Source organism: Bacillus sp. AY3-1, from assembly GCF_008368785.1.
GTDB lineage: Bacteria > Bacillota > Bacilli > Bacillales > Bacillaceae_G > Bacillus_A > Bacillus_A wiedmannii.
This window is the reverse complement of the sequence record NZ_QORZ01000017.1, coordinates 444,983-464,077: the sequence shown is the minus strand read 5'-3', so window position 1 is coordinate 464,077 and position 19,095 is coordinate 444,983. Positions and strand designations below refer to the sequence as shown.

Sequence of the window (19,095 nt, the reverse complement as noted above, 5' to 3'; positions counted from 1 at the left end):
ACGTTTTCTTGACGCTTCGACAAAAATAGGGGTAAAATGAACTTGTTATCAAATTATGCTGAAATATTTCGAATAATTTTTTCAGTTTTTCTTATGCCAATAGTGAAAAAACATTATTGTTGTAAATTAATCTGAAAACAGCAGTCAAACATTCAAGGGGGTAATGGGGACATGAAAGGCCGCGAGTATACGTTTCGTAAGTGGCACTCATTAATGGGGGTCATCCCGGTTGGTGTCTTTTTGACGCAACATCTAATTGTAAACAACTTTGCAACAAGAGGAGCAGAGGCTTTTAACAAAGCTGCAGGCTTTATGGAGCTCCTTCCATTCCGGTATGCGCTAGAGATTTTCATCATCTTTTTACCGATACTGTACCATGCTATATATGGCTTATATATTGCATTTACAGCTAAGAACAATGCGGTTTCTTACGGTTATTTCCGTAACTGGATGTTCGTCTTCCAAAGAATTTCAGGTATCGTTACACTGATTTTCATTTCTTGGCACGTCTGGGAAACTCGTATTCAAGCAATGCTAGGTAAAGAGGTAAACTATGATATGATGGCAGATATTTTAAACAATCCAGCTATGTTTGCATTCTACTTAGTTGGTGTTGTTTCAACAATTTTCCACTTTGCAAATGGACTATGGACATTCTGCATAAGCTGGGGAATTACAGTATCTCCACGTTCACAAAGAATCTCTACTTATGTAACATTAGCTATTTTCTTAGGTCTATCTTATGTAGGTGTGAGTGCATTATTAGCGTTCATCGATCCACAGCTAGCAAACCAGTAAGGAGTGGGAGAGCATGAAAGGGAAACTTATAGTAGTCGGCGGTGGCTTGGCCGGCTTAATGGCAACGATTAAAGCGGCGGAAGCAGGAGTAAATGTTGAACTATTTTCTTTAGTACCAGTAAAACGTTCACATTCTGTATGTGCCCAAGGTGGAATTAACGGTGCCGTAAATACGAAAGGTGAAGGGGATTCTCCATGGATCCACTTTGACGATACAATTTATGGTGGGGACTTCTTAGCGAACCAACCGCCAGTTAAAGCAATGTGTGAAGCAGCACCTGGTATCATTCATTTAATGGACCGTATGGGTGTTATGTTCAACCGTACGGAAGAAGGGCTTCTTGATTTCCGTCGTTTTGGTGGAACACAACATCACCGTACAGCATTTGCTGGTGCAACTACTGGACAGCAATTACTATACGCATTAGATGAGCAAGTACGTCGTCACGAAGTAGCAGGACTTGTAACGAAATATGAAGGTTGGGATTTCTTACGAGCTGTTGTTGATAACGAAGGTGTGTGCCGAGGAATCGTTGCACAAGACTTACAAACAATGGAGATTAAAAGTTTCCAAGCTGATGCCGTGATTATGGCAACAGGGGGCCCTGGTATCATCTTTGGAAAATCAACTAACTCTATTATTAATACAGGTACAGCAGCTTCTGCTGTATATCAACAAGGCGCATATTATGCAAACGGCGAGTTCATTCAAATTCATCCAACGGCAATTCCTGGAGACGATAAATTACGTCTTATGAGTGAATCGGCACGTGGTGAAGGTGGTCGTGTTTGGACATATAAAGATGGTAAACCATGGTACTTCCTAGAAGAAAAATATCCGGCTTACGGAAACCTTGTACCTCGTGATATTGCAACGCGTGAAATCTTTGACGTTTGCGTAGAGCAAAAACTAGGTATTAACGGTGAAAACATGGTGTACTTAGATCTTTCTCATAAAGATCCGAAAGAACTAGATATTAAACTTGGTGGAATTATTGAAATCTATGAGAAGTTTACAGGTGATGATCCTCGTAAACTACCAATGAAAATCTTCCCAGCAGTTCACTATTCAATGGGCGGACTATGGGTTGATTATAAGCAGATGACAAGTATTCCAGGTTTATTTGCAGCAGGTGAGTGTGATTATTCTATGCACGGTGGAAACCGCCTTGGTGCGAACTCACTATTATCAGCAATTTACGGTGGTATGGTAGCAGGACCGAACGCGATTGAGTATATGAAAGGTCTTTCTAAATCGTCTGATGCTGTTTCATCTACTGTATATGAGCAAAATGAATTAATCGAAACAGAGAAATTTAACAATATTTTAACGCTTGATGGTAACGAAAATTCATATGTTCTTCATAAAGAGCTTGGAGAATGGATGACAGATAACGTTACAGTAGTTCGTGAAAATAAAAAGCTACTAGAAACTGATGCGAAAATTGAAGAGTTAATGGCGCGTTACAAACGCATTAACATTAACGATACAGCGAGATGGAGTAACCAAGGTGCTTCATTTACACGCCAACTTGCAAATATGTTTGAGTTAGCACGTGTTATTACAATTGGCGCATATAACCGTAATGAGAGCCGCGGGGCGCATTACAAACCTGAATTCCCAAATCGTGATGATGCAAACTTCTTAAAAACTACGATGGCGAAATTTGAAGGAGAAGGAAATGCACCAGCATTCCATTACGAAGAAGTGGATGTTTCATTAATTAAACCACGTAAACGTGACTATTCTTCAAAACATGATGTAGCTGCTAAGGGTGAAGAGAAGGGGGATAAGCAACATGTCTGAGAAAACAATCCGCCTCATCATTACGAGACAAGATGGACCAGATGCACAAGAGTTTGACCAAGAGTTTGAAATTCCATATCGTCCAAATATGAACATTATTTCGGCACTGATGGAAATTCGTCGTAATCCTGTTGATTCAAAAGGAAACCAAACGACTCCGATTGCATGGGATATGAACTGTTTAGAGGAAGTATGTGGCGCATGTTCGATGGTGATTAACGGAAAACCACGTCAATCATGTACAGCTCTTATTGATCAGTTAGAACAACCAATTCGCTTAAAACCAATGAAGACATTCCCAGTTGTACGTGACTTACAAGTTGACCGTAGTCGCATGTTTAACGCTCTAAAACGCGTTAAAGCTTGGATTCCAATTGATGGTACGTATGACTTAGGACCAGGACCAAGAATGCCTGAGAAGAAACGTCAATGGGCTTATGAGCTTTCAAAATGTATGACATGTGGTGTTTGCTTAGAATCATGTCCAAACGTAAATAGTAAATCTGACTTTATTGGACCAGCACCGTTATCACAAGCTCGTTTATTCAACTCACATCCGACGGGTGAAATGCATAAAGCAGATCGCTTACGTGCAATTATGGGAGATGGAGGACTTGCAAACTGTGGTAACTCTCAAAACTGTGTGCAATCATGTCCAAAGGGTATTCCATTAACAACTTCAATTGCGGCATTAAACCGTGATACAACAATTCAATCGTTTAAAGATTTCTTTGGTAGCGACAATAACTATTAATAAATATTGCCTCTTCATGTTGAAGAGGCAATATTTATAACTTTATTTTTCTGTTTATTCTGTTTATTTTGAAGGCGAAAAGGAGAGGAAATAATGAAGAGGATTTCTTATATTGAAGACTTTGAGCGATGGGAAAGTGGTTTTTCATTTTACAATCCTGTAAAAGTTCGTTTTGGTGAAGTAGATATGTTTGGGCATGTAAATAATGTCGTTGCCTTTACCTATTTTGAAGAAGCACGTATCGCATTGTTTAAAGAACTTGGATTTATGCAAGAATGGACGCATGAATCTTCAGAAACGATGATCGTTGTTGCAGATTTACAATGTAATTTTATTAAGCAAATATATTTTGATGAACAGTTGAAGGTGTATGTAAAAGCGGGATCGGTTGGGAATTCTTCTTTAGATTTGCATTACATGGTGAAGAATACGGCAGGAGAAGTTTGTTTAGTTGGTCGTGGAATGATGGTTCAAGCATCGAAAAAAACGGGAAGAGGCGAACCGTGGCCTGAAGAATGGAAGGGAAAATTACTACAATGATAGAGTGAAAGAAAAATAAGAGAGCAATTTGCTCTCTTATTTTTTGTCTTCCATCGCTTCTTCTAATGTTAAATGATGTTTATATATGTATGTAGCATACGGGTTTCCAACGTAGCGCAAATGCCACGGTTCATATGAATATTCTGTTGTTTCTGTTTTATCTTCTAAATAACGAATGACAAAGCCAAATTCATGGGCGTGTTTTGCAACCCATTTTCCTTCGGCTGTCTCTCCAAAAATAGGCTCTAATTGGAATTTAGCAGATTTTGAACTAATATCCATTGCTAAACCAGTTTGATGTTCACTCGTACCAGGAATGGCACTTACTGAATCAGCTTCAGCTTTTCCTTGACGTCTAACGTATGTATCATGTAATGATTTTTGGCGTTTGTATGAACGATAACCAGATACAGCTGTAAGTTCAAGTCCTTCTTTCTTTGCCGCTACAAACATATTTTCAAGCGCATCTGCAGCATCTTTGCGCAGTAGCGTTTTTTCTTTATCTTTTGGACTAGTAAATGGTACGTTTGGTCTTGTTAAATCTTCAGGTATGTATCCGTCTGGTAGTTTTCGATGTTTATTCACTAAGACAAGATTAGACTCTGGATTTGTTACAACGGAAAAATCATTGTCTAGCTTCTTTGCATTATGATCAGCTTTCGGAAAAGCAGGAATCTCTTCTTTTTGGTGATTACTATGCTGTTGACTTTCGACAGCTTTTGCCCCATTTTGTAGTGGTGATTTAGAACTAAAGTAAGCGAAAGAAGTGATACCGATTACAATAGTAGTGGCAGAAATAATGATTATCTTTTTCATGATGCCTTGTAATCACAGTCCTTTCTTAATAAAATATGTATTGTTTTTATTATAAGTCTAGTTTGTTGAAAAAGAAATATAAGAGTCGTAACGTAATAGAAATGCAAAGAAAATGTCAGAAAATGTGTGAAATTGTAGTATTTTTTCATTTAATTCATTTCTTATCTTTCATGAAATGAATTTTTTATGTAATATATATACATAAGAAGATGTAGCGATTATCGAGAATAAAGAACTTCTTGTATAGACTAGGAGTGAATGGGAATGGATTTTGCAACAATTATTGGACTTATTTTAGGATTTGTAGCAGTGGTAGTAGGGATGGTCGTCAAGGGCGCTGACGTAAATTCCTTATTAAATCCTGCCGCAGCATTAATTATTTTTATCGGTACATTTGCTGCAGTATGTATCGCATTTCCGATGAATCAACTAAAAAGGGTTCCAAAATTATTTAAAGTTCTTTTTGGTTCAAATAAAAAGGATTTAAGTTATGAACAGTTGCTAGAATTATTTGTTCATTGGACATCAGAAAGTAGAAAATACGGTATTTTGTCTTTAGAGCAACAATTAGACAAAATTCAAGATGAATTTCTTTTGCGTGGTATGAAATTTGTGATTGATGGCGTATCCGCAGAAGATTTAGAGCAAATTTTAGAAGCTGAATTAGAAGCGATTGAAGAAAGGCATGCAAAAGGAGCGGCAATTTTTTCTCAAGCTGGTACATATGCACCGACATTAGGGGTTTTAGGTGCTGTTATTGGTCTTGTAGCTGCACTTGGCAATTTAACTGATATTGAAAAGTTAGGTCACGCTATTTCGGGTGCATTTATTGCAACGATTTTTGGTATTTTTTCAGGTTATGTATTATGGCATCCATTTGCAAATAAACTAAAGCAAAAATCTGCAGCTGAATTAGAAAAAAAACGTTTAATTATTGATTGTTTATTAATGTTACAAGAAGGTACATATCCGTTTATTATGAAGAACCGCATTTTAGGTGCACTTTCTGCAACTGAGCGTAAAAAGCTTGAAAAAGGGGCAGAAAAAAATGCGGAGTAAAAAAAATAGAAGAGGCAAAAAGAAAAAACACGAAGAACATATCGATGAAACTTGGTTAATCCCTTATTCTGATATGTTAACGTTGTTATTTGCATTGTTCATCGTTTTATTTGCGATGAGTAGTATAGATGCTGCGAAGTTCAAACAGATGGCAGTAGCATTTCGAAGCGAATTAGCAGGTGGAACAGGAAATAAAGAGTTTTTAAGTGATCAGAAGCCAAATGATGAAAAGGAATTATCAGCAAGTAGCCTTGAGGCAGAACAAGCAAAAAAACAAGAAGAAGCTAGAGAAAAAGAAAAAAAAGAAATGGATGAATTAAAAGCATTACAAAAAAAGATTGATCAATATATTAATGAGAAACAATTATCCTCTTCTTTTCAAACTAAATTAACTGAAAAGGGATTAATGGTGACAATATTAGAGAATGTGCTGTTTGATTCGGGGAAAGCAGATGTGAAGTTAGAATCACTAGGGATTGCAAAAGAGATGTCTAGCTTACTTGTTTCAGCGTCACCTCGTGAGATTACAGTATCTGGTCATACGGATAATGTCCCTATTGCCAATGCGCAGTTTGCATCGAACTGGGAATTAAGTACGCAGCGTGCAGTTAATTTTATGCAAGTATTACTCCAAAATAAAGAATTACAACCAGAAAAATTTAGTGCGATTGGTTACGGAGAATACCGTTCAATTGCTCCAAACGATACACAAGAAGGAAAGGCAAAGAATAGGCGTGTGGAAGTGTTTATCTTGCCTTTAACAGAGAAGGGAAAATAAAGAGGATGGCGAATGCCATCCTCTTTATTTTGCATCAAATGATTTTAAGTTGTCGCGACGGATTTTATCTTTTTCTGTATCTGATTTTTTGAAATCATAATCATATAAAGCGCCTTCCCAATCACCATACATTGGATTCGGGAAAATAATAAATTTCTCACCAAATTGTGCTTTCGAATCTGATACTGTTTGATTGCGATCTTTTACAGATTTCCCATCAAAACCAGTGAAATCAGATAAGTTATCACCGAAGAATAAGACGATATCATGTGTTTGCGAAACGAGTTCACGGCGTTTTTCTTTTCCTTTTTCTTTCGGATCTTGTAGTAATATATGTTCTTTCGTTGCTTGAGGAGCACCTACACGCTCAAGATTTTTAATTGTTGCATCTAGTTGGTTCGTTTTACGATTTGAGATGTAGTAAATATCTACACCTTTAGATTCTGTATATTTTAAGAAATCAATTGCGCCTGGAAGGGCTTCAGCTTCAGCCTTATTAATCCAGTCATCCCATTTATACGGATAGCCTTTTCCTGTTTTTACGCTCATTGCTTGATGAGGACTGTTGTCTAAAACCGTTTCATCTAAATCAAGTACGATAGCAGGTTTTTTCTCTGTCCCTTTTGCAAGAGCTGCATCAAGCTTCAATTGACCGATATTGTATCCTTGGTAGTAAAGTGCTTTCGTTTCACCGGCTGTTTGATACCATAAATCAGCCATTAATTGCTGTTCTGTTAATTTTACTTTTTCTTCTTTTGCCACTGTTTTCTCTGGTGTTCCTGAACATGCTACAAGCGATGTAGATAGAACCGCTACAGATAATAAAGTGGTAATACCCCTCTTCATCTTCATATGTATCCTCCTTGATGTTAGAAAATCATCTTATATTATATATTAAAATATAAAAATTTTTTTATGAACATTTGCATATTGTCTTTTGTATATATAGTAGTATGTCCTATATTAGAAAGATGAGAAAAATGGTGGGAATTATTTTGTCAATTATAATTGTCTAAATGACAATTATAATTGACAAATGAAATGATATTATTTACAATTTTAACTAAATAGAACAAATGATGGATTAAGGAGATGTTACATACTAAGAGGATGAAGTGTAGTGCTATATTTTATCCTGAATAAACATAGTCTTTGAAAGAGAGTATGAATGATATTAAAGGGGAGGCTTTATACTTTGAGTTTACAAATTCAAAACTTAACGAAGCAATTTGGGGAATCAAAAGCAGTTAATGGCTTGCAAATTTCGTTACCAAAAGGTGAAGTGCTAGGATTACTTGGACGAAATGGTGCAGGAAAAACAACGACAATCAAAATGCTTCTCGGATTATTAACGCCTAATGAAGGATCTATTACATGGGATGGAAAATCATTTGGGACTAGTGGGGTAACGATTGGGTATTTACCAGAAGAAAGAGGTTTATATACAAAAAGTAGAGTAATAGACCAGTTGCGATATTTTGGTAGATTAGAAGGAATGTCGAAAAAAGAAGTAGATCTTGCTATTGATTACTGGTTAGAGCGATTAGCGATACCGGAATATAAATTTAAAACGGCAGGAGAGCTTTCAAAAGGGAACCAGCAAAAAATCCAATTAATTGCTGCCCTTCTTCATAATCCTGAACTTCTCATTTTAGATGAACCATTTAGCGGACTAGATCCAGTTAATGCTGGAATGTTAGCTAGCATTATTGAAGAACAAGTACAGAGCGGAAAGACCATTATTTTATCTAGTCATCGTATGGAACAAGTAGAGGCTTTTTGCCAACATGTATGTATTTTGAAAAAAGGCGAAGCAGTCGTAAAAGGCCAGTTAAGTGATATTAAAAAAGAGTACGGTTTCCGTAATTTGACGATTGAAGATACAGAAGAGAATGCGAAGGGATTAGAAGCTATTCATGTATCCTATGAAAAACAACAAGGCCTTCTTTATGTGCAAGTACAAGATGATGCAGAAGCTCTAAAGATTTTACAACAATTGCAAGAACAAGGTGTTACCTTACGACAATTTAAAATGTTAGAGCCGACGTTAAACGAAATCTTTGTAGAGAGGGCGAAATAACGATGCGTAAATTTTCTCACGTATTTTCATTTTATTTCAGGGAAGCGTTTTTATCTAAAAAATCATTAATTACGAGTGCGATTTTATTTTTAGTTGTGTTTGGACTTTTCGCATTTAATCATTTCACTGCTGATAACGATAAAGGAAAAGATAAAATTGCTGTAGTAACGGAAAGCGATACTTATAAAGTGCAAGAAAGTGATGTAAAAAAGTTACTTCCGTCTGCTAAAGTAACTGTAGAAAATAAGGATAAGTTTAATGAGCTACGTAAGCAAGTGGAAGATGGGGATTTAGATGGCTTATTCCGTATTACAGAAAAGAATGGTATTCCGGAAGTGACGTATATGTATAGTGGTTTTCCGAGTCAATCAACAGCTACACTTATGGCAAGTTATTTAAAGGAACAGTATACAGCGGTAATGATTGAAAAAAATAATGTATCTGCCGAAGTAGCAAAACAGTTACAGATGGAAATTCCGTTAAAACAAGAGGCAGTAAAGGATCATGCATCTTCCTTTGGAATTGGTTATGTTTTCTCGTTTGCTTTATATATGTTTATTATTGTGTTTGGAACTGCAATTGGGACGACGATAGCATCTGAAAAATCATCCCGTGTTATGGAGTTAATGCTTCCGAAAGTAAAACCATTAACAATGCTACATGCTAAAATTTTAGCAATTGTTTCTAGTGCTTTACTATTACTAGTTATTGCTTCCTTCGGTTTTCTTGTACCATATTTATTAGGGTGGGTAGATTTAGAAAACGCATCTTTAATAGGACTTACACTAGACTTTTCTAAATTGGATGCGGTAGTAATTAGTATGTTCGTTGTATATTTTGTTACGGGCTACTTACTATATGCAATGTTATATGCAGCGGTTGGGGCTGTTGTATCAAAAATTGAGGATGTGCAATCTCTTTCGTTCCCAATTACAATGTTAGGTATAGCAGCATTTTTCATTAGTATTAAATCATTATTTGATCCTAATAGTACATTAGCTGTAGTTAGTTCATATATTCCATTCTTTACACCTATGGTTACATTTTCAAGACTTGTAGCTGGTGAAGCAGGCGCTGTAGAAATTGGTGTGACGTTAGTAATTTTATTGGTGACTATCGTTATCATCAATATGCTTGCAAGTCGCATTTACGTAAATGGCGTAATGAATTACTCAGATAAAGTGAAATTTAAAGATTTAGCGAAGTTTATAAAGCGTCAATAATGAGAGAAAAGTATGATTTCCTATTGGAATCATGCTTTTTCTTTATGTATAAATTAAAAATAGTATATAATAATAAGAGTCGTCTTTTAATAGAATGAATACAAAGGAGGGTGTGCAGATGGGGATTAGTAGTCGTTTTACAGTAGGTGTTCATATGTTAACGTTACTTGCGATAGATCGAAACTCTCGCTGTACCTCTGAATGGATTGCTGGTAGTGTGAATACAAATCCAGTTGTGATTCGTCGCATTACAGGAATGTTGAAGAGAGCAGGACTTGTTGATGTACAAGCTGGTAAAGGTGGTACGACACTTGCTCGTGATTTAGAAGAAATTACATTACTTGATGTATATAAAGCAGTGGAAGTTGTAGAAGAAGGACAACTATTTTCCTTCCATGAAAATCCCAACATTGAATGTCCAGTAGGAGCTAATATTCAATCAGTATTAGAAATTATTTTAATGCAAGCGCAAGAAGCGATGGAAAACGTACTTGCAAATGTAACGGTAGATCAATTAGTTACAAACTTAAAGTCTAAAATGAAAGAGTAAAAAAAGCGAGCAACCTCATAATGAGGGCTCGCCTTTTTTTATTCAGAAATATTGAAAATTCTATTTTTCAGTATTTAAAATGAATTTACCAACAATAGCTGCTACGATACCACCAAGAATTGGTGCTACGATGAATACCCATAGTTGAGAAAGTGCTTCTCCGCCAGCGAATAGAGCTGGTGCGATACTACGAGCTGGGTTAACAGAAGTTCCAGTTAACGGAATTCCTAATAAGTGAACTAAAACTAATGTGAAACCAATTACTAATCCTGCTAGAGAAGAACTTCCTTTTTTACCTGTTACAGCAACGATAACTAAAATGAATACGAAAGTTAAAATAAATTCAACTAGAAATGCTCCAGATAAACCAAGAGTTCCAAAACCATTTTGTCCTAAATTATCTAAAGGTGTTTTAGCAGAGCGTAAAATCGTTACTAACGTTGCAGTTCCTAATAAACCACCTAAAATTTGAGCTAATACATAATAACAAAGTTCCATAGCGTTCATTCTTTTGTTGATGAACATAGCTACTGATACTGCTGGGTTAATGTGACATCCAGAAATTGTTCCGATGCTATATGCCATAGCCACAATAGATAGACCGAAAGCCATAGCGATTCCTAATGTTCCAATTCCTTCAATTCCGCCGCCAATGACAGCTACTCCAGTTCCGAATAATACAAGTACAAATGTACCAATAAATTCAGCGATTGCTTTTTTTAACATAATTTACCTCCTAATATTGCGCATGAAACGTATTATAACATAGGTTTTAGTATAAATAGCTAATGAAATACTATTCTGATAAGACGAAATAGGGGGACAATAAAAAAAGAGTATAGTTCTTTGTTAGAGAACTATACTCTTTTTTATGCAGTTTTTTTCTGCCTAACGACTGGAGCAGAACGGTTTAAAACGCTATTTGCAACCATTCCTAACATAATAATAATCATTCCTAGTAGGGAAAGACCACCAGGAAATGAACCATTCAAGAAAACAATTTCGCCAAGCACGGTAAAGACCATCGTTCCAGCTTGCGTTGCTTCAACAGCTCCAAGTAGAGAGAGGTTATCTTTGGCTAAGTCAGTAGCAAAGAAAAATGTCATCGTCGCAATCACGCCAGAACATAAGGCTAACAAAAATCCTTGCAACATTTGGCTGGATGTTGGAATACCGGTAGTAGAAAATCCATATATACCAAGTAAAATTGTTATAGGTAGACTTCCTATTGCCATTCCTAATACACGTTGGAACGTATCAAGACGTCCGCCAACAAGTTCCATCATTTTTCGGTTGCCGAATGGATATAAGAAGGCTGCTACTACGACAGGTAAAAAACCTGAAATGAACTGAGTCATTGTAATATGACCTGCTGCAGTCGCTTGCATACAAATTACACCAAGTAAAATAAATAATGCAACATATAAACTACGAAGTGGAATTTTCCCCCGTACAAGTTTTGTACCTGATTTCGTTTCTATTTTAACGAAGAATAATGGCGATAAAAGTAAACCTGCTAATATAGTAACTTGCCAAGTTCCAGCAACGAGCCACGCTGGAGAAAAGACAGCAGAGAAACTTAATAAAGAATAGAAACCAATACCAGCGACGGACCCCCATCCGATCCACGCTAATGGATGTTTCTTTAATTCTTCCCATAAACCCCTTAAGTTTTTGCGAAATAAAACAATAAGGAATAAAATAGGGAGAGCAAATAAAAAACGGAAGGAAGCTGTCCAGGCCCAGCTCGTTCCAGATACATTCATCGCTCGATTAATAATAAAGGTTGCGGAAAAAAAGGCTGATGATAAAAGGCCTAATAAAATTGCGCGCATGAAGTATAGCACTCCTTTCGGAATTCGATGATTATGTATAGTATAATATACTTAAAAACGATAAAAGTAAACTATTTTATACTTTAAGGTGGTTTTATAGATGAAAGAACATGAAGATATGCAAACGAAAGAAGTCATTCAGCAAGTAGGTCAGCTGTTAAGACAAATTCGAAATGAACAAAAATTAAGTTTAGAAGAATTAGCTCAAAAAACAGGGGTTAGTAAATTAACATTAGGAAAGATTGAAAGAGGCGAAACGAATCCGACGTTAGCTGTCATTTGGAAAATAACGAAAGGGTTATCGATTCCTTTATCGAGATTGATGGTTGTTGGAGAACCTGTAGCTGTGGCGCGCTGCGGAGAAGGATTTGCAGTAGATGTAGGACAAGCATGGCATTTAGAAACGATGTTCCGCTATACGAAAGAAACGGGGATGGAAATGCACCGTGCTTGTTTAAAATCGAATAGTATATATGAACCAGAAGCTCATCATGAAGGTGCTATTGAGCTTGTAACAGTAATGAAAGGGAAAGTATCGATTCAAGTAGAAAGCGATGTATACGAATTAAATGAGTTTGACTCTATTCAATTTGAAGCGAATAAAAAACATAGTTATAGAAATGAAGAAGATGAAGTAGCAGTATTACATTTAACGATGAAATATTCTTCATGAAAAAATCCCCTATAGAAAAATCTATAGGGGATTTTTTATATGCTGTGCTCAAATAGATGAAAGAATGTTATTAGTAAGAGCGTGGCATAAGTAATAAACAAATAAAATAAACTAAAAACCCCGTCCCAAAACATAAAATAGCAATGACCCAAAGTATGCGAATGAGAGTAGAGCTAATATCAAAATATTCCCCTAAACCACCGCATATACCAAATAGCATTTTATCAGTTTCGGATTTATATAATCTTTTTGACATCTTCCAATCCACTCCTTTTTGTCCCGCTTTAACGAGCAGTAAGACCTCCACCTAAAAATTCAGCGAAAGCAAAGAAGTTAGGTGGGGATTAACTGCCCGTAAAAGCCCGATTGGTTTAACTAATGATCAGTGGGGGGATGAACACCCCCCCACTGATCAAAGTTTCACTTTATAACAAGCTATATACTTCTATTCTATATGGAACTTTATGAGAAGACTATGAGGTTGTATGACATTTTTTTAGGGGACAGTCATATTAATTGTCTTAATTTTCAGTTGATATTACACTTATAGTAAGGGATATAAGGTAACTTTTAATAAAGGGTGGGGGAAATAGAGATGACAGTATATTGGTTGACTAATGTAATGCTTGAATCAGGGTATACATATGAAGAGGGGAGAATTTCCCAAACAGAAACAGAGTTATGTAGTTTACTCATTGAAGATGGACGAATTAAAAAAATGATAGCAGGGGCTGTTCAAGAGGAAGGAGTATTAATTCTGGATGCTAAGCGTTTATTGATTTTGCCAGCTTTCGAAGAGATGCATATTCATATTGATAAGACGTATTATAGTGGCCCTTGGAAAGCTTGTATGCCAGCAGAGAATATTTTTACGCGTTTTAATGAAGAAGAAAAAATTCTGCCCAAGCAATTAGCAACTGCTCAAGATAGGGCGGAAAATATGTTAGCGTTATTGCTTCGAAATGGTGCAACGAATATAAGAACGCATTGTAATGTTGATCCGATTATTGGTCTTGGTAATTTGGAGGCGACGTTAGCGGCGTTGGAAACATATAAAAATCAAGTTTCTGGTAGAATTGTTGCTTTTCCGCAACATGGATTATTGCGTAGTAATTCTGTACAACTTGTGAAAGATGCGATGCGTATGGGTGCGCATCTAGTCGGTGGAGTGGATCCAGCTACAGTGGATAATGATATTGAAAAATCATTACATACCATTATGGATATCGCAGTAGAATTTAATGCGGATGTTGATATTCATCTGCATGATGCGAATAATCTTGGGACGTTTACGATGAAGCGATTGGCAAGTTTAACAGAAGAAGCGGGATGGCAAGGTCGCGTAACAATTAGTCATGCACTTGGACTTGGTGGTGTTACGGATAAAGAAGTTGAAGAAGTGGCGGAAAGACTAGCTGCTTTAAATATTGATATTACTTCAACGGTGCCAATTGGGAAACAAGTAATCCCAATTCCGTTATTAGATAAAAAAGGTGTGAAAGTTTCATTAGGAAATGATAGTATTACTGATCATTGGTCACCGTTTGGCACAGGTGATATGCTGCAAAAGGCAAATCGATTAGCGGAACGTTTTGGATGGAGTGACGAAAGGTCTTTAGGAAAAGCTTTTCGCTTTATTACGGGAGGAAAAGAAACGTTAAACAATGAAGGGAAGCGAGCATGGCCGAATGTAGGAGATGAAGCGAGTTTTGTTTTGACGAATGCAACATGTACTGCTGAAGCGGTAGCGCGTCAAACAGAGAAACGTTTAGTCGTGCATAAAGGGAATATTGTTGTTGGAAGTTTAAATGAGGTGGAATTAAATAATCTTGTGTAAAAGAATCGTGTGAATGTTTTGAGGAGGGTTCTAATTGTGAGTGTAGAACCCTTCTTTGTTATGCTTGCCATATATTTCTTATAGGGAAGCTAGAAAGGATGAAGAATTTGGACAATCAACATAACCAAAATCATATTATGGGAACTTTGCAATGGTTTATATTTTTATTAGCGAATTCAATCGCACTACCAATTGTCGTTGGCGGATTATTTCATCTTACGACGGAAGAAATATTTTATTTAATGCAGCGTACGTTTTTTGTAGTTGGTATATCTTCTTTTTTACAAGGGTGGCTTGGACATAGACTGCCAATTGCGGATGGACCAGCTGGATCGTGGGTTGGAGTATTTACCGTACTTGCTTATGCAACGGCCGGGCAAGATCAATTACATAGTACGTTGCAAATTTTAGAATTAGGAATGATAATTTCCGGTGTTATTTTAATCGGATTAGGAGTCACTGGTTTTATCGGACGTATTTTATTTTTATTCACGCCGCTTGTGACAGGGACGTTTTTACTTTTATTATGTTTACAATTAAGCGGTGTATTTCTAAAAGGAATGCTAGGAATTACTGCTACTGTTTCTCAAATCGATGGATTTACAGCGATAATTGCGTTTAGCATATTTCTTTTCGTTATTATACTATCTAACTTCGGAAAAGGTTTTGTCAAAAGTTATGCGGTTTTAATAGGATTAATTAGTGGGTGGATTCTTTTTCTCATTGCAGGAAAAATGACGATTCCATCTCAAGTAACTCATTTTGTGCAACTTCCGCAAATATTTGCTTGGGGACTTCCAAAGTGGAATACAGGTATGGCTGTATCCAGTTTCGTTATGGTATGTATTTTAGTTTCAAATACAGTGGCAGCTATTATAGCAATTAATCAAGCTACCATTCAAAAGGGGACTATTGAACAAAAACAGTTGAAGGGTGGTACGTGGGTTGGAGGGATTTCGCATATCATTTCTTCTGTATTTTCAACTGTAGGTGTCGTGCCGTTACCAGCAACGGCAGGATTTATACGTTTAACGAAACAAAAATATATACGATCGTTCTTACTAGCATGTTTGTTACTAGTCGTAATGTCGTTGTTTCCAAATATTATTCGTTACTTAGCATCGTTACCACCCGCTGTCGCATCTGCGGTTTTAATGGCTTCGTTCGTACAGTTAATTGGAATTGGGTTTCATAATATAAAACAAGTGCCAATGAGCGAAAGGAATGTCACGGTTTTAGGAGTTTCTGTATTATTTGGAAGCGGTGTTATGTTTTTAACGTCTGGAGCACTCCAATCACTGCCGTCTGTTATGCAATATATATTCGGAAATGGTTTGTTCGTAGGTACAGTTGTCAGCATATTACTAGAACAAATATGGCGTAATGAAAAGTGAGTGGATACAAAGAGTGTCTGCACTGTATAAAAGTCTAAAATAACATGTGAAATAAAGCCTATTTTCATTCACCACCCGCACATTTCGTTCATACAATATCTTGACTAAATAAACACCCAACTTACACATACACGGCTCTGGCTTAAGCAAGGAGGTTTATACCAGTTGAAGGAAAAAGCGTATCAATCTAAACCGTTACTCACAAAGAGAGAGAGAGAAGTATTTGAATTACTGGTTCAAGATAAAACAACGAAGGAAATTGCAGGTGAACTTTTTATCAGTGAAAAAACAGTACGCAACCACATCTCAAACGCAATGCAAAAGCTAGGAGTTAAAGGACGTTCACAAGCAGTTGTTGAGCTTCTTCGCATGGGAGAGCTCGAACTATAAAAAGAAAGCCGACTTTTATATGAAGAGTCGGCTATTTTTTTGCTTATATTTTGAATTTAAAAAGGTATCTCAGACTTTGAGAGGGAAGGTATGTTTCAGGAAGAAATGTTAAAAGTAACTGTTTTAGAACATGATGAGGTATTCAGGATAGGTATCTTTGTCATCTATAAATAAGAAGGTGCAAATATGAAGTTGTGTTTTAAGGATATGGAGATAGGTGAAATTAAAGATGTTTTTGGAGACATGCCATGGATGTATGGAACAATTCGTCTATTCGAGAATAGTAAACCGTTCCAAAAATATTTTCGTGAGATGGTAGACGAAGATAGTGGATTTGATTTTGAAAGCATAGACCCTGAATTTTCATATGAAGAAAATTGGTCTATTTTTGATGAGGGTGATCAGCGATATTTAGGGATTAATATACCTGCTATTCATATGGAGGATAACACGATTGCGTGGCGTTGGAGATAAAAGTTATAAGGTTGTGAAAATCTTCGTACGAAAGAATTCAAACGATAACAGCAAGTTGACTTTTATACAAAAGGTCAGCTTGTTGTTATCGTTTTTTTCCGCTTGCTATATGAATGATAAGAACATTCCATACATAAATAGGTAGTAAGGAGGGGATATGTTGAAAAGGATATTGTTAGTTTCAACAAGCGCTCATGATATGAATGGACACCCGACTGGTTTGTGGCTGGAAGAGCTCGCAGCTCCTTATAATGTATTTAAAAAAGCTAAGTTCGATGTTGATATTGTGTCGATAAAGGGCGGTAAAGTACCTATTGATAGAGTGTCTATTCCGAACGGGATACCTCGTGAATTTAAGTATGTGGCTTCTTTATTGCAAAATACGAAGCCGATCTCAAATGTTCATTTTTCGGATTATGATGTAGTTTTATTTGGTGGTGGGCACGGAGCGATTGTAGATTTTCCAGGTAATCCATATGTTGCAAATTTGATTGAGAATATGTACAACAATAACCGGATTGTAGCGGCTGTTTGTCACGGAGTAAGTTCTTTAGTCGGTGTGAAAAATAAAGATGGCTCGTTTTTTGTTGCCGGTAAGCGTATAACAGGTTATACAAACGATGAGGAAAAAGCTGTGCATTTAGAAAAGCGAGTGCCGTTTTTATTAGAAAGTAAATTGAAAGAAGAAGGAGCTTTGTTTTATGTTGCTCCAAATTTCACACCGCATGTAGTAGTAGATGGGCGTTTAATTACAGGGCAAAACCCGCAGTCTAGTATGGAAATAGGGAAAGCTATAAGAAGAGCTGTAAATAAATTATAGAAAAAATGCTCGCTTTAATTTCTGTTCATTTCTTCTTATTAATAGGAATGTCCTCTTTCCAAAAAAAGATGGAGCGATAAATACGCATTTTATATAGAAGAAACCGACTTTCATATAGAAGGTCGGTTATTTTTCTGTCTTGCAAATTATGAAAAAAAGGAGCAAAATAAAAAAGGTCCTAGTCTATACAGGTACAAATGAAAATTTTCATACAGAAGCAGTTTAAGTTAGCGAACTTAAAGTGTGTAAAATATAATGATAAAATAAGATGATGAATGAGAAAACGGGTGATGAAGTTGAATAGAGCAATCGGTGTTATCGATTCAGGAGTTGGCGGTTTAACAGTAGCGAAGGAATTAATTCGTCAGTTGCCGAAAGAGCGTATTATATATTTAGGGGATACGGCACGTTGCCCTTATGGTCCACGTTCTCGAGAAGAAGTGCGTCAATTTACGTGGGAAATGACGGAGCATTTACTAGATTTAAATATCAAAATGTTAGTTATTGCGTGTAATACAGCAACTGCGGTTGTATTAGAAGAGATGCAGAAACAATTACCAATTCCAGTGGTAGGAGTTATTCACCCAGGATCACGTACAGCTTTAAAAGTGACAAATACGTATCATGTTGGGATTATTGGAACGATTGGAACGGTGAAAAGTGGTGCATACGAAGAAGCGCTAAAGTCTATTAATAACCGTGTTATGGTAGAAAGTTTAGCGTGTCCGCCCTTCGTTGAGCTTGTAGAGAGTGGGAATTTTGAAAGTGAAATGGCGTATGAAGTTGTACGAGAAACGTTGCAACCGCTGAAAAATACTGATATTGATACACTTATTTTAGGTTGTACACATTATCCAATTTTAGGACCTGTTATTAAAAAAGTAATGGGAGATAAAGTACAACTAATTAGTTCAGGTGATGAAACAGCGCGCGAAGTAAGTACGATTTTATACCATAGTAAAATGTTGAATGAGGGAGAGGAACAAAGTGATCATCTCTTCTTAACGACAGGAAAAATAGGCCTATTTAAAGAAATTGCATCAAAATGGTTCGGTCAACCGATTGAAAATGTGAAACATATTCATTTAGAAAAAGAATAATAGTAGAATCGATATAAGTGAGCTCCTGAGAAATCAGGAGTTTTTTTGTTTATCCTGCTATTTGCCGGGCAGTAAGAACACCATTGATTAAAGTTTCACTTTATAAGAAGCACAGCGAGTTCTAAAACATGAAACAGCTCGTATACATAATAGTACAAACTTAGATT

Annotated in this window: 21 protein-coding genes; 16 read left to right on the top strand and 5 right to left on the bottom strand. The window is 36.4% G+C overall.

Annotated elements, in window-relative coordinates:
• Positions 1 to 171 precede the first annotated feature (171 nt).
• The 4 genes from sdhC (at position 172) to DN389_RS17940 (ending at position 3,899) form a co-directional block, all read left to right on the top strand.
• On the top strand, positions 172 to 798 hold the full coding sequence (sdhC, locus tag DN389_RS17955; RefSeq protein ID WP_000678354.1) for a succinate dehydrogenase cytochrome B558: 627 nt from the start codon (positions 172 to 174) through the stop codon (positions 796 to 798).
• 13 nt (positions 799 to 811) lie between these two features.
• Entirely contained in the window at positions 812 to 2,605 is a 1,794-nt protein-coding gene (gene sdhA, locus DN389_RS17950) for a succinate dehydrogenase flavoprotein subunit (protein WP_149237425.1), read from the top strand.
• A complete protein-coding gene (sdhB, locus tag DN389_RS17945) occupies positions 2,598 to 3,359 on the top strand; it encodes a succinate dehydrogenase iron-sulfur subunit (protein ID WP_001291830.1) in 762 nt (253 codons plus the stop codon). The genes sdhA and sdhB overlap by 8 nt, the downstream gene beginning before the upstream one ends.
• 93 nt (positions 3,360 to 3,452) lie before the next feature.
• Complete coding sequence (locus tag DN389_RS17940; protein ID WP_098189815.1) at positions 3,453 to 3,899, top strand: acyl-CoA thioesterase; 447 nt, start codon at positions 3,453 to 3,455, stop codon at positions 3,897 to 3,899.
• A gap of 36 nt (positions 3,900 to 3,935) precedes the next feature.
• Here DN389_RS17940 and DN389_RS17935 read toward each other — a convergent pair whose 3' ends face one another.
• The gene (locus DN389_RS17935; RefSeq protein WP_000720206.1) at positions 3,936 to 4,715 is read right to left on the bottom strand and encodes a M15 family metallopeptidase; all 780 of its coding nucleotides are present in this window, start codon (positions 4,713 to 4,715) and stop codon (positions 3,936 to 3,938) included.
• A gap of 264 nt (positions 4,716 to 4,979) precedes the next feature.
• Here DN389_RS17935 and motA point away from each other — a divergent pair, with 264 nt between their 5' ends.
• Positions 4,980 to 5,774, top strand: a complete 795-nt coding sequence (gene motA, locus DN389_RS17930; RefSeq protein ID WP_000344855.1) for a flagellar motor stator protein MotA — start codon at positions 4,980 to 4,982, stop codon at positions 5,772 to 5,774.
• Positions 5,764 to 6,552, top strand: a complete 789-nt coding sequence (motB, locus tag DN389_RS17925) for a flagellar motor protein MotB (RefSeq protein ID WP_001256743.1) — start codon at positions 5,764 to 5,766, stop codon at positions 6,550 to 6,552. The genes motA and motB overlap by 11 nt, the downstream gene beginning before the upstream one ends.
• Before the next feature lie 24 nt (positions 6,553 to 6,576).
• Here the strand turns inward: motB and DN389_RS17920 are convergent, their stop codons facing one another.
• A complete protein-coding gene (locus DN389_RS17920; RefSeq protein ID WP_097856878.1) occupies positions 6,577 to 7,404 on the bottom strand; it encodes a 5'-nucleotidase, lipoprotein e(P4) family in 828 nt (275 codons plus the stop codon).
• 343 nt (positions 7,405 to 7,747) lie between these two features.
• On the opposite strand from DN389_RS17920, the gene DN389_RS17915 reads away from it, so the two are divergent.
• The 3 genes from DN389_RS17915 (at position 7,748) to DN389_RS17905 (ending at position 10,405) form a co-directional block, all read left to right on the top strand.
• Entirely contained in the window at positions 7,748 to 8,632 is an 885-nt protein-coding gene (locus DN389_RS17915) for an ABC transporter ATP-binding protein (protein ID WP_060488189.1), read from the top strand.
• A gap of 2 nt (positions 8,633 to 8,634) precedes the next feature.
• Positions 8,635 to 9,855: an ABC transporter permease gene (locus tag DN389_RS17910; protein ID WP_060488190.1), complete on the top strand. Its 1,221-nt coding sequence runs from the start codon at positions 8,635 to 8,637 to the stop codon at positions 9,853 to 9,855.
• 118 nt (positions 9,856 to 9,973) lie between these two features.
• A complete protein-coding gene (locus DN389_RS17905) occupies positions 9,974 to 10,405 on the top strand; it encodes an Rrf2 family transcriptional regulator (RefSeq protein WP_000512998.1) in 432 nt (143 codons plus the stop codon).
• A gap of 60 nt (positions 10,406 to 10,465) precedes the next feature.
• Here the strand turns inward: DN389_RS17905 and DN389_RS17900 are convergent, their stop codons facing one another.
• The gene (locus DN389_RS17900) at positions 10,466 to 11,131 is read right to left on the bottom strand and encodes an MIP/aquaporin family protein (RefSeq protein ID WP_000913204.1); all 666 of its coding nucleotides are present in this window, start codon (positions 11,129 to 11,131) and stop codon (positions 10,466 to 10,468) included.
• Between the two features lie 143 nt (positions 11,132 to 11,274).
• Complete coding sequence (locus tag DN389_RS17895) at positions 11,275 to 12,240, bottom strand: DMT family transporter (protein WP_088123466.1); 966 nt, start codon at positions 12,238 to 12,240, stop codon at positions 11,275 to 11,277.
• A 100-nt stretch (positions 12,241 to 12,340) separates the two neighbouring features.
• Here DN389_RS17895 and DN389_RS17890 point away from each other — a divergent pair, with 100 nt between their 5' ends.
• Complete coding sequence (locus DN389_RS17890) at positions 12,341 to 12,913, top strand: helix-turn-helix domain-containing protein (RefSeq protein WP_046958785.1); 573 nt, start codon at positions 12,341 to 12,343, stop codon at positions 12,911 to 12,913.
• A gap of 70 nt (positions 12,914 to 12,983) precedes the next feature.
• Here DN389_RS17890 and DN389_RS17885 read toward each other — a convergent pair whose 3' ends face one another.
• Positions 12,984 to 13,169: a PspC domain-containing protein gene (locus DN389_RS17885; RefSeq protein WP_002129290.1), complete on the bottom strand. Its 186-nt coding sequence runs from the start codon at positions 13,167 to 13,169 to the stop codon at positions 12,984 to 12,986.
• A 339-nt stretch (positions 13,170 to 13,508) separates the two neighbouring features.
• Between DN389_RS17885 and DN389_RS17875 the strand changes: the two genes are divergently transcribed.
• From DN389_RS17875 to racE, 6 genes are all read left to right on the top strand, one after another.
• A complete protein-coding gene (locus DN389_RS17875) occupies positions 13,509 to 14,750 on the top strand; it encodes an amidohydrolase family protein (RefSeq protein ID WP_098814929.1) in 1,242 nt (413 codons plus the stop codon).
• Between the two features lie 98 nt (positions 14,751 to 14,848).
• A complete protein-coding gene (locus DN389_RS17870) occupies positions 14,849 to 16,144 on the top strand; it encodes a purine/pyrimidine permease (RefSeq protein WP_060488193.1) in 1,296 nt (431 codons plus the stop codon).
• Positions 16,145 to 16,309: 165 nt separating this feature from the next.
• Positions 16,310 to 16,534, top strand: coding sequence for a spore germination transcription factor GerE (gene gerE, locus DN389_RS17865; RefSeq protein WP_000659484.1), 225 nt, complete (start codon positions 16,310 to 16,312; stop codon positions 16,532 to 16,534).
• A 186-nt stretch (positions 16,535 to 16,720) separates the two neighbouring features.
• Positions 16,721 to 17,008, top strand: coding sequence for a hypothetical protein (locus tag DN389_RS17860; RefSeq protein WP_097856882.1), 288 nt, complete (start codon positions 16,721 to 16,723; stop codon positions 17,006 to 17,008).
• 157 nt (positions 17,009 to 17,165) lie between these two features.
• Positions 17,166 to 17,828 carry a type 1 glutamine amidotransferase domain-containing protein gene (locus tag DN389_RS17855; protein ID WP_149237424.1) on the top strand — a complete coding sequence of 221 codons (663 nt, stop codon included), beginning with the start codon at positions 17,166 to 17,168 and terminating at the stop codon, positions 17,826 to 17,828.
• A gap of 290 nt (positions 17,829 to 18,118) precedes the next feature.
• Positions 18,119 to 18,928 carry a glutamate racemase gene (gene racE / locus DN389_RS17850; protein WP_000774000.1) on the top strand — a complete coding sequence of 270 codons (810 nt, stop codon included), beginning with the start codon at positions 18,119 to 18,121 and terminating at the stop codon, positions 18,926 to 18,928.
• The last annotated feature ends 167 nt before the right edge of the window (positions 18,929 to 19,095 follow it).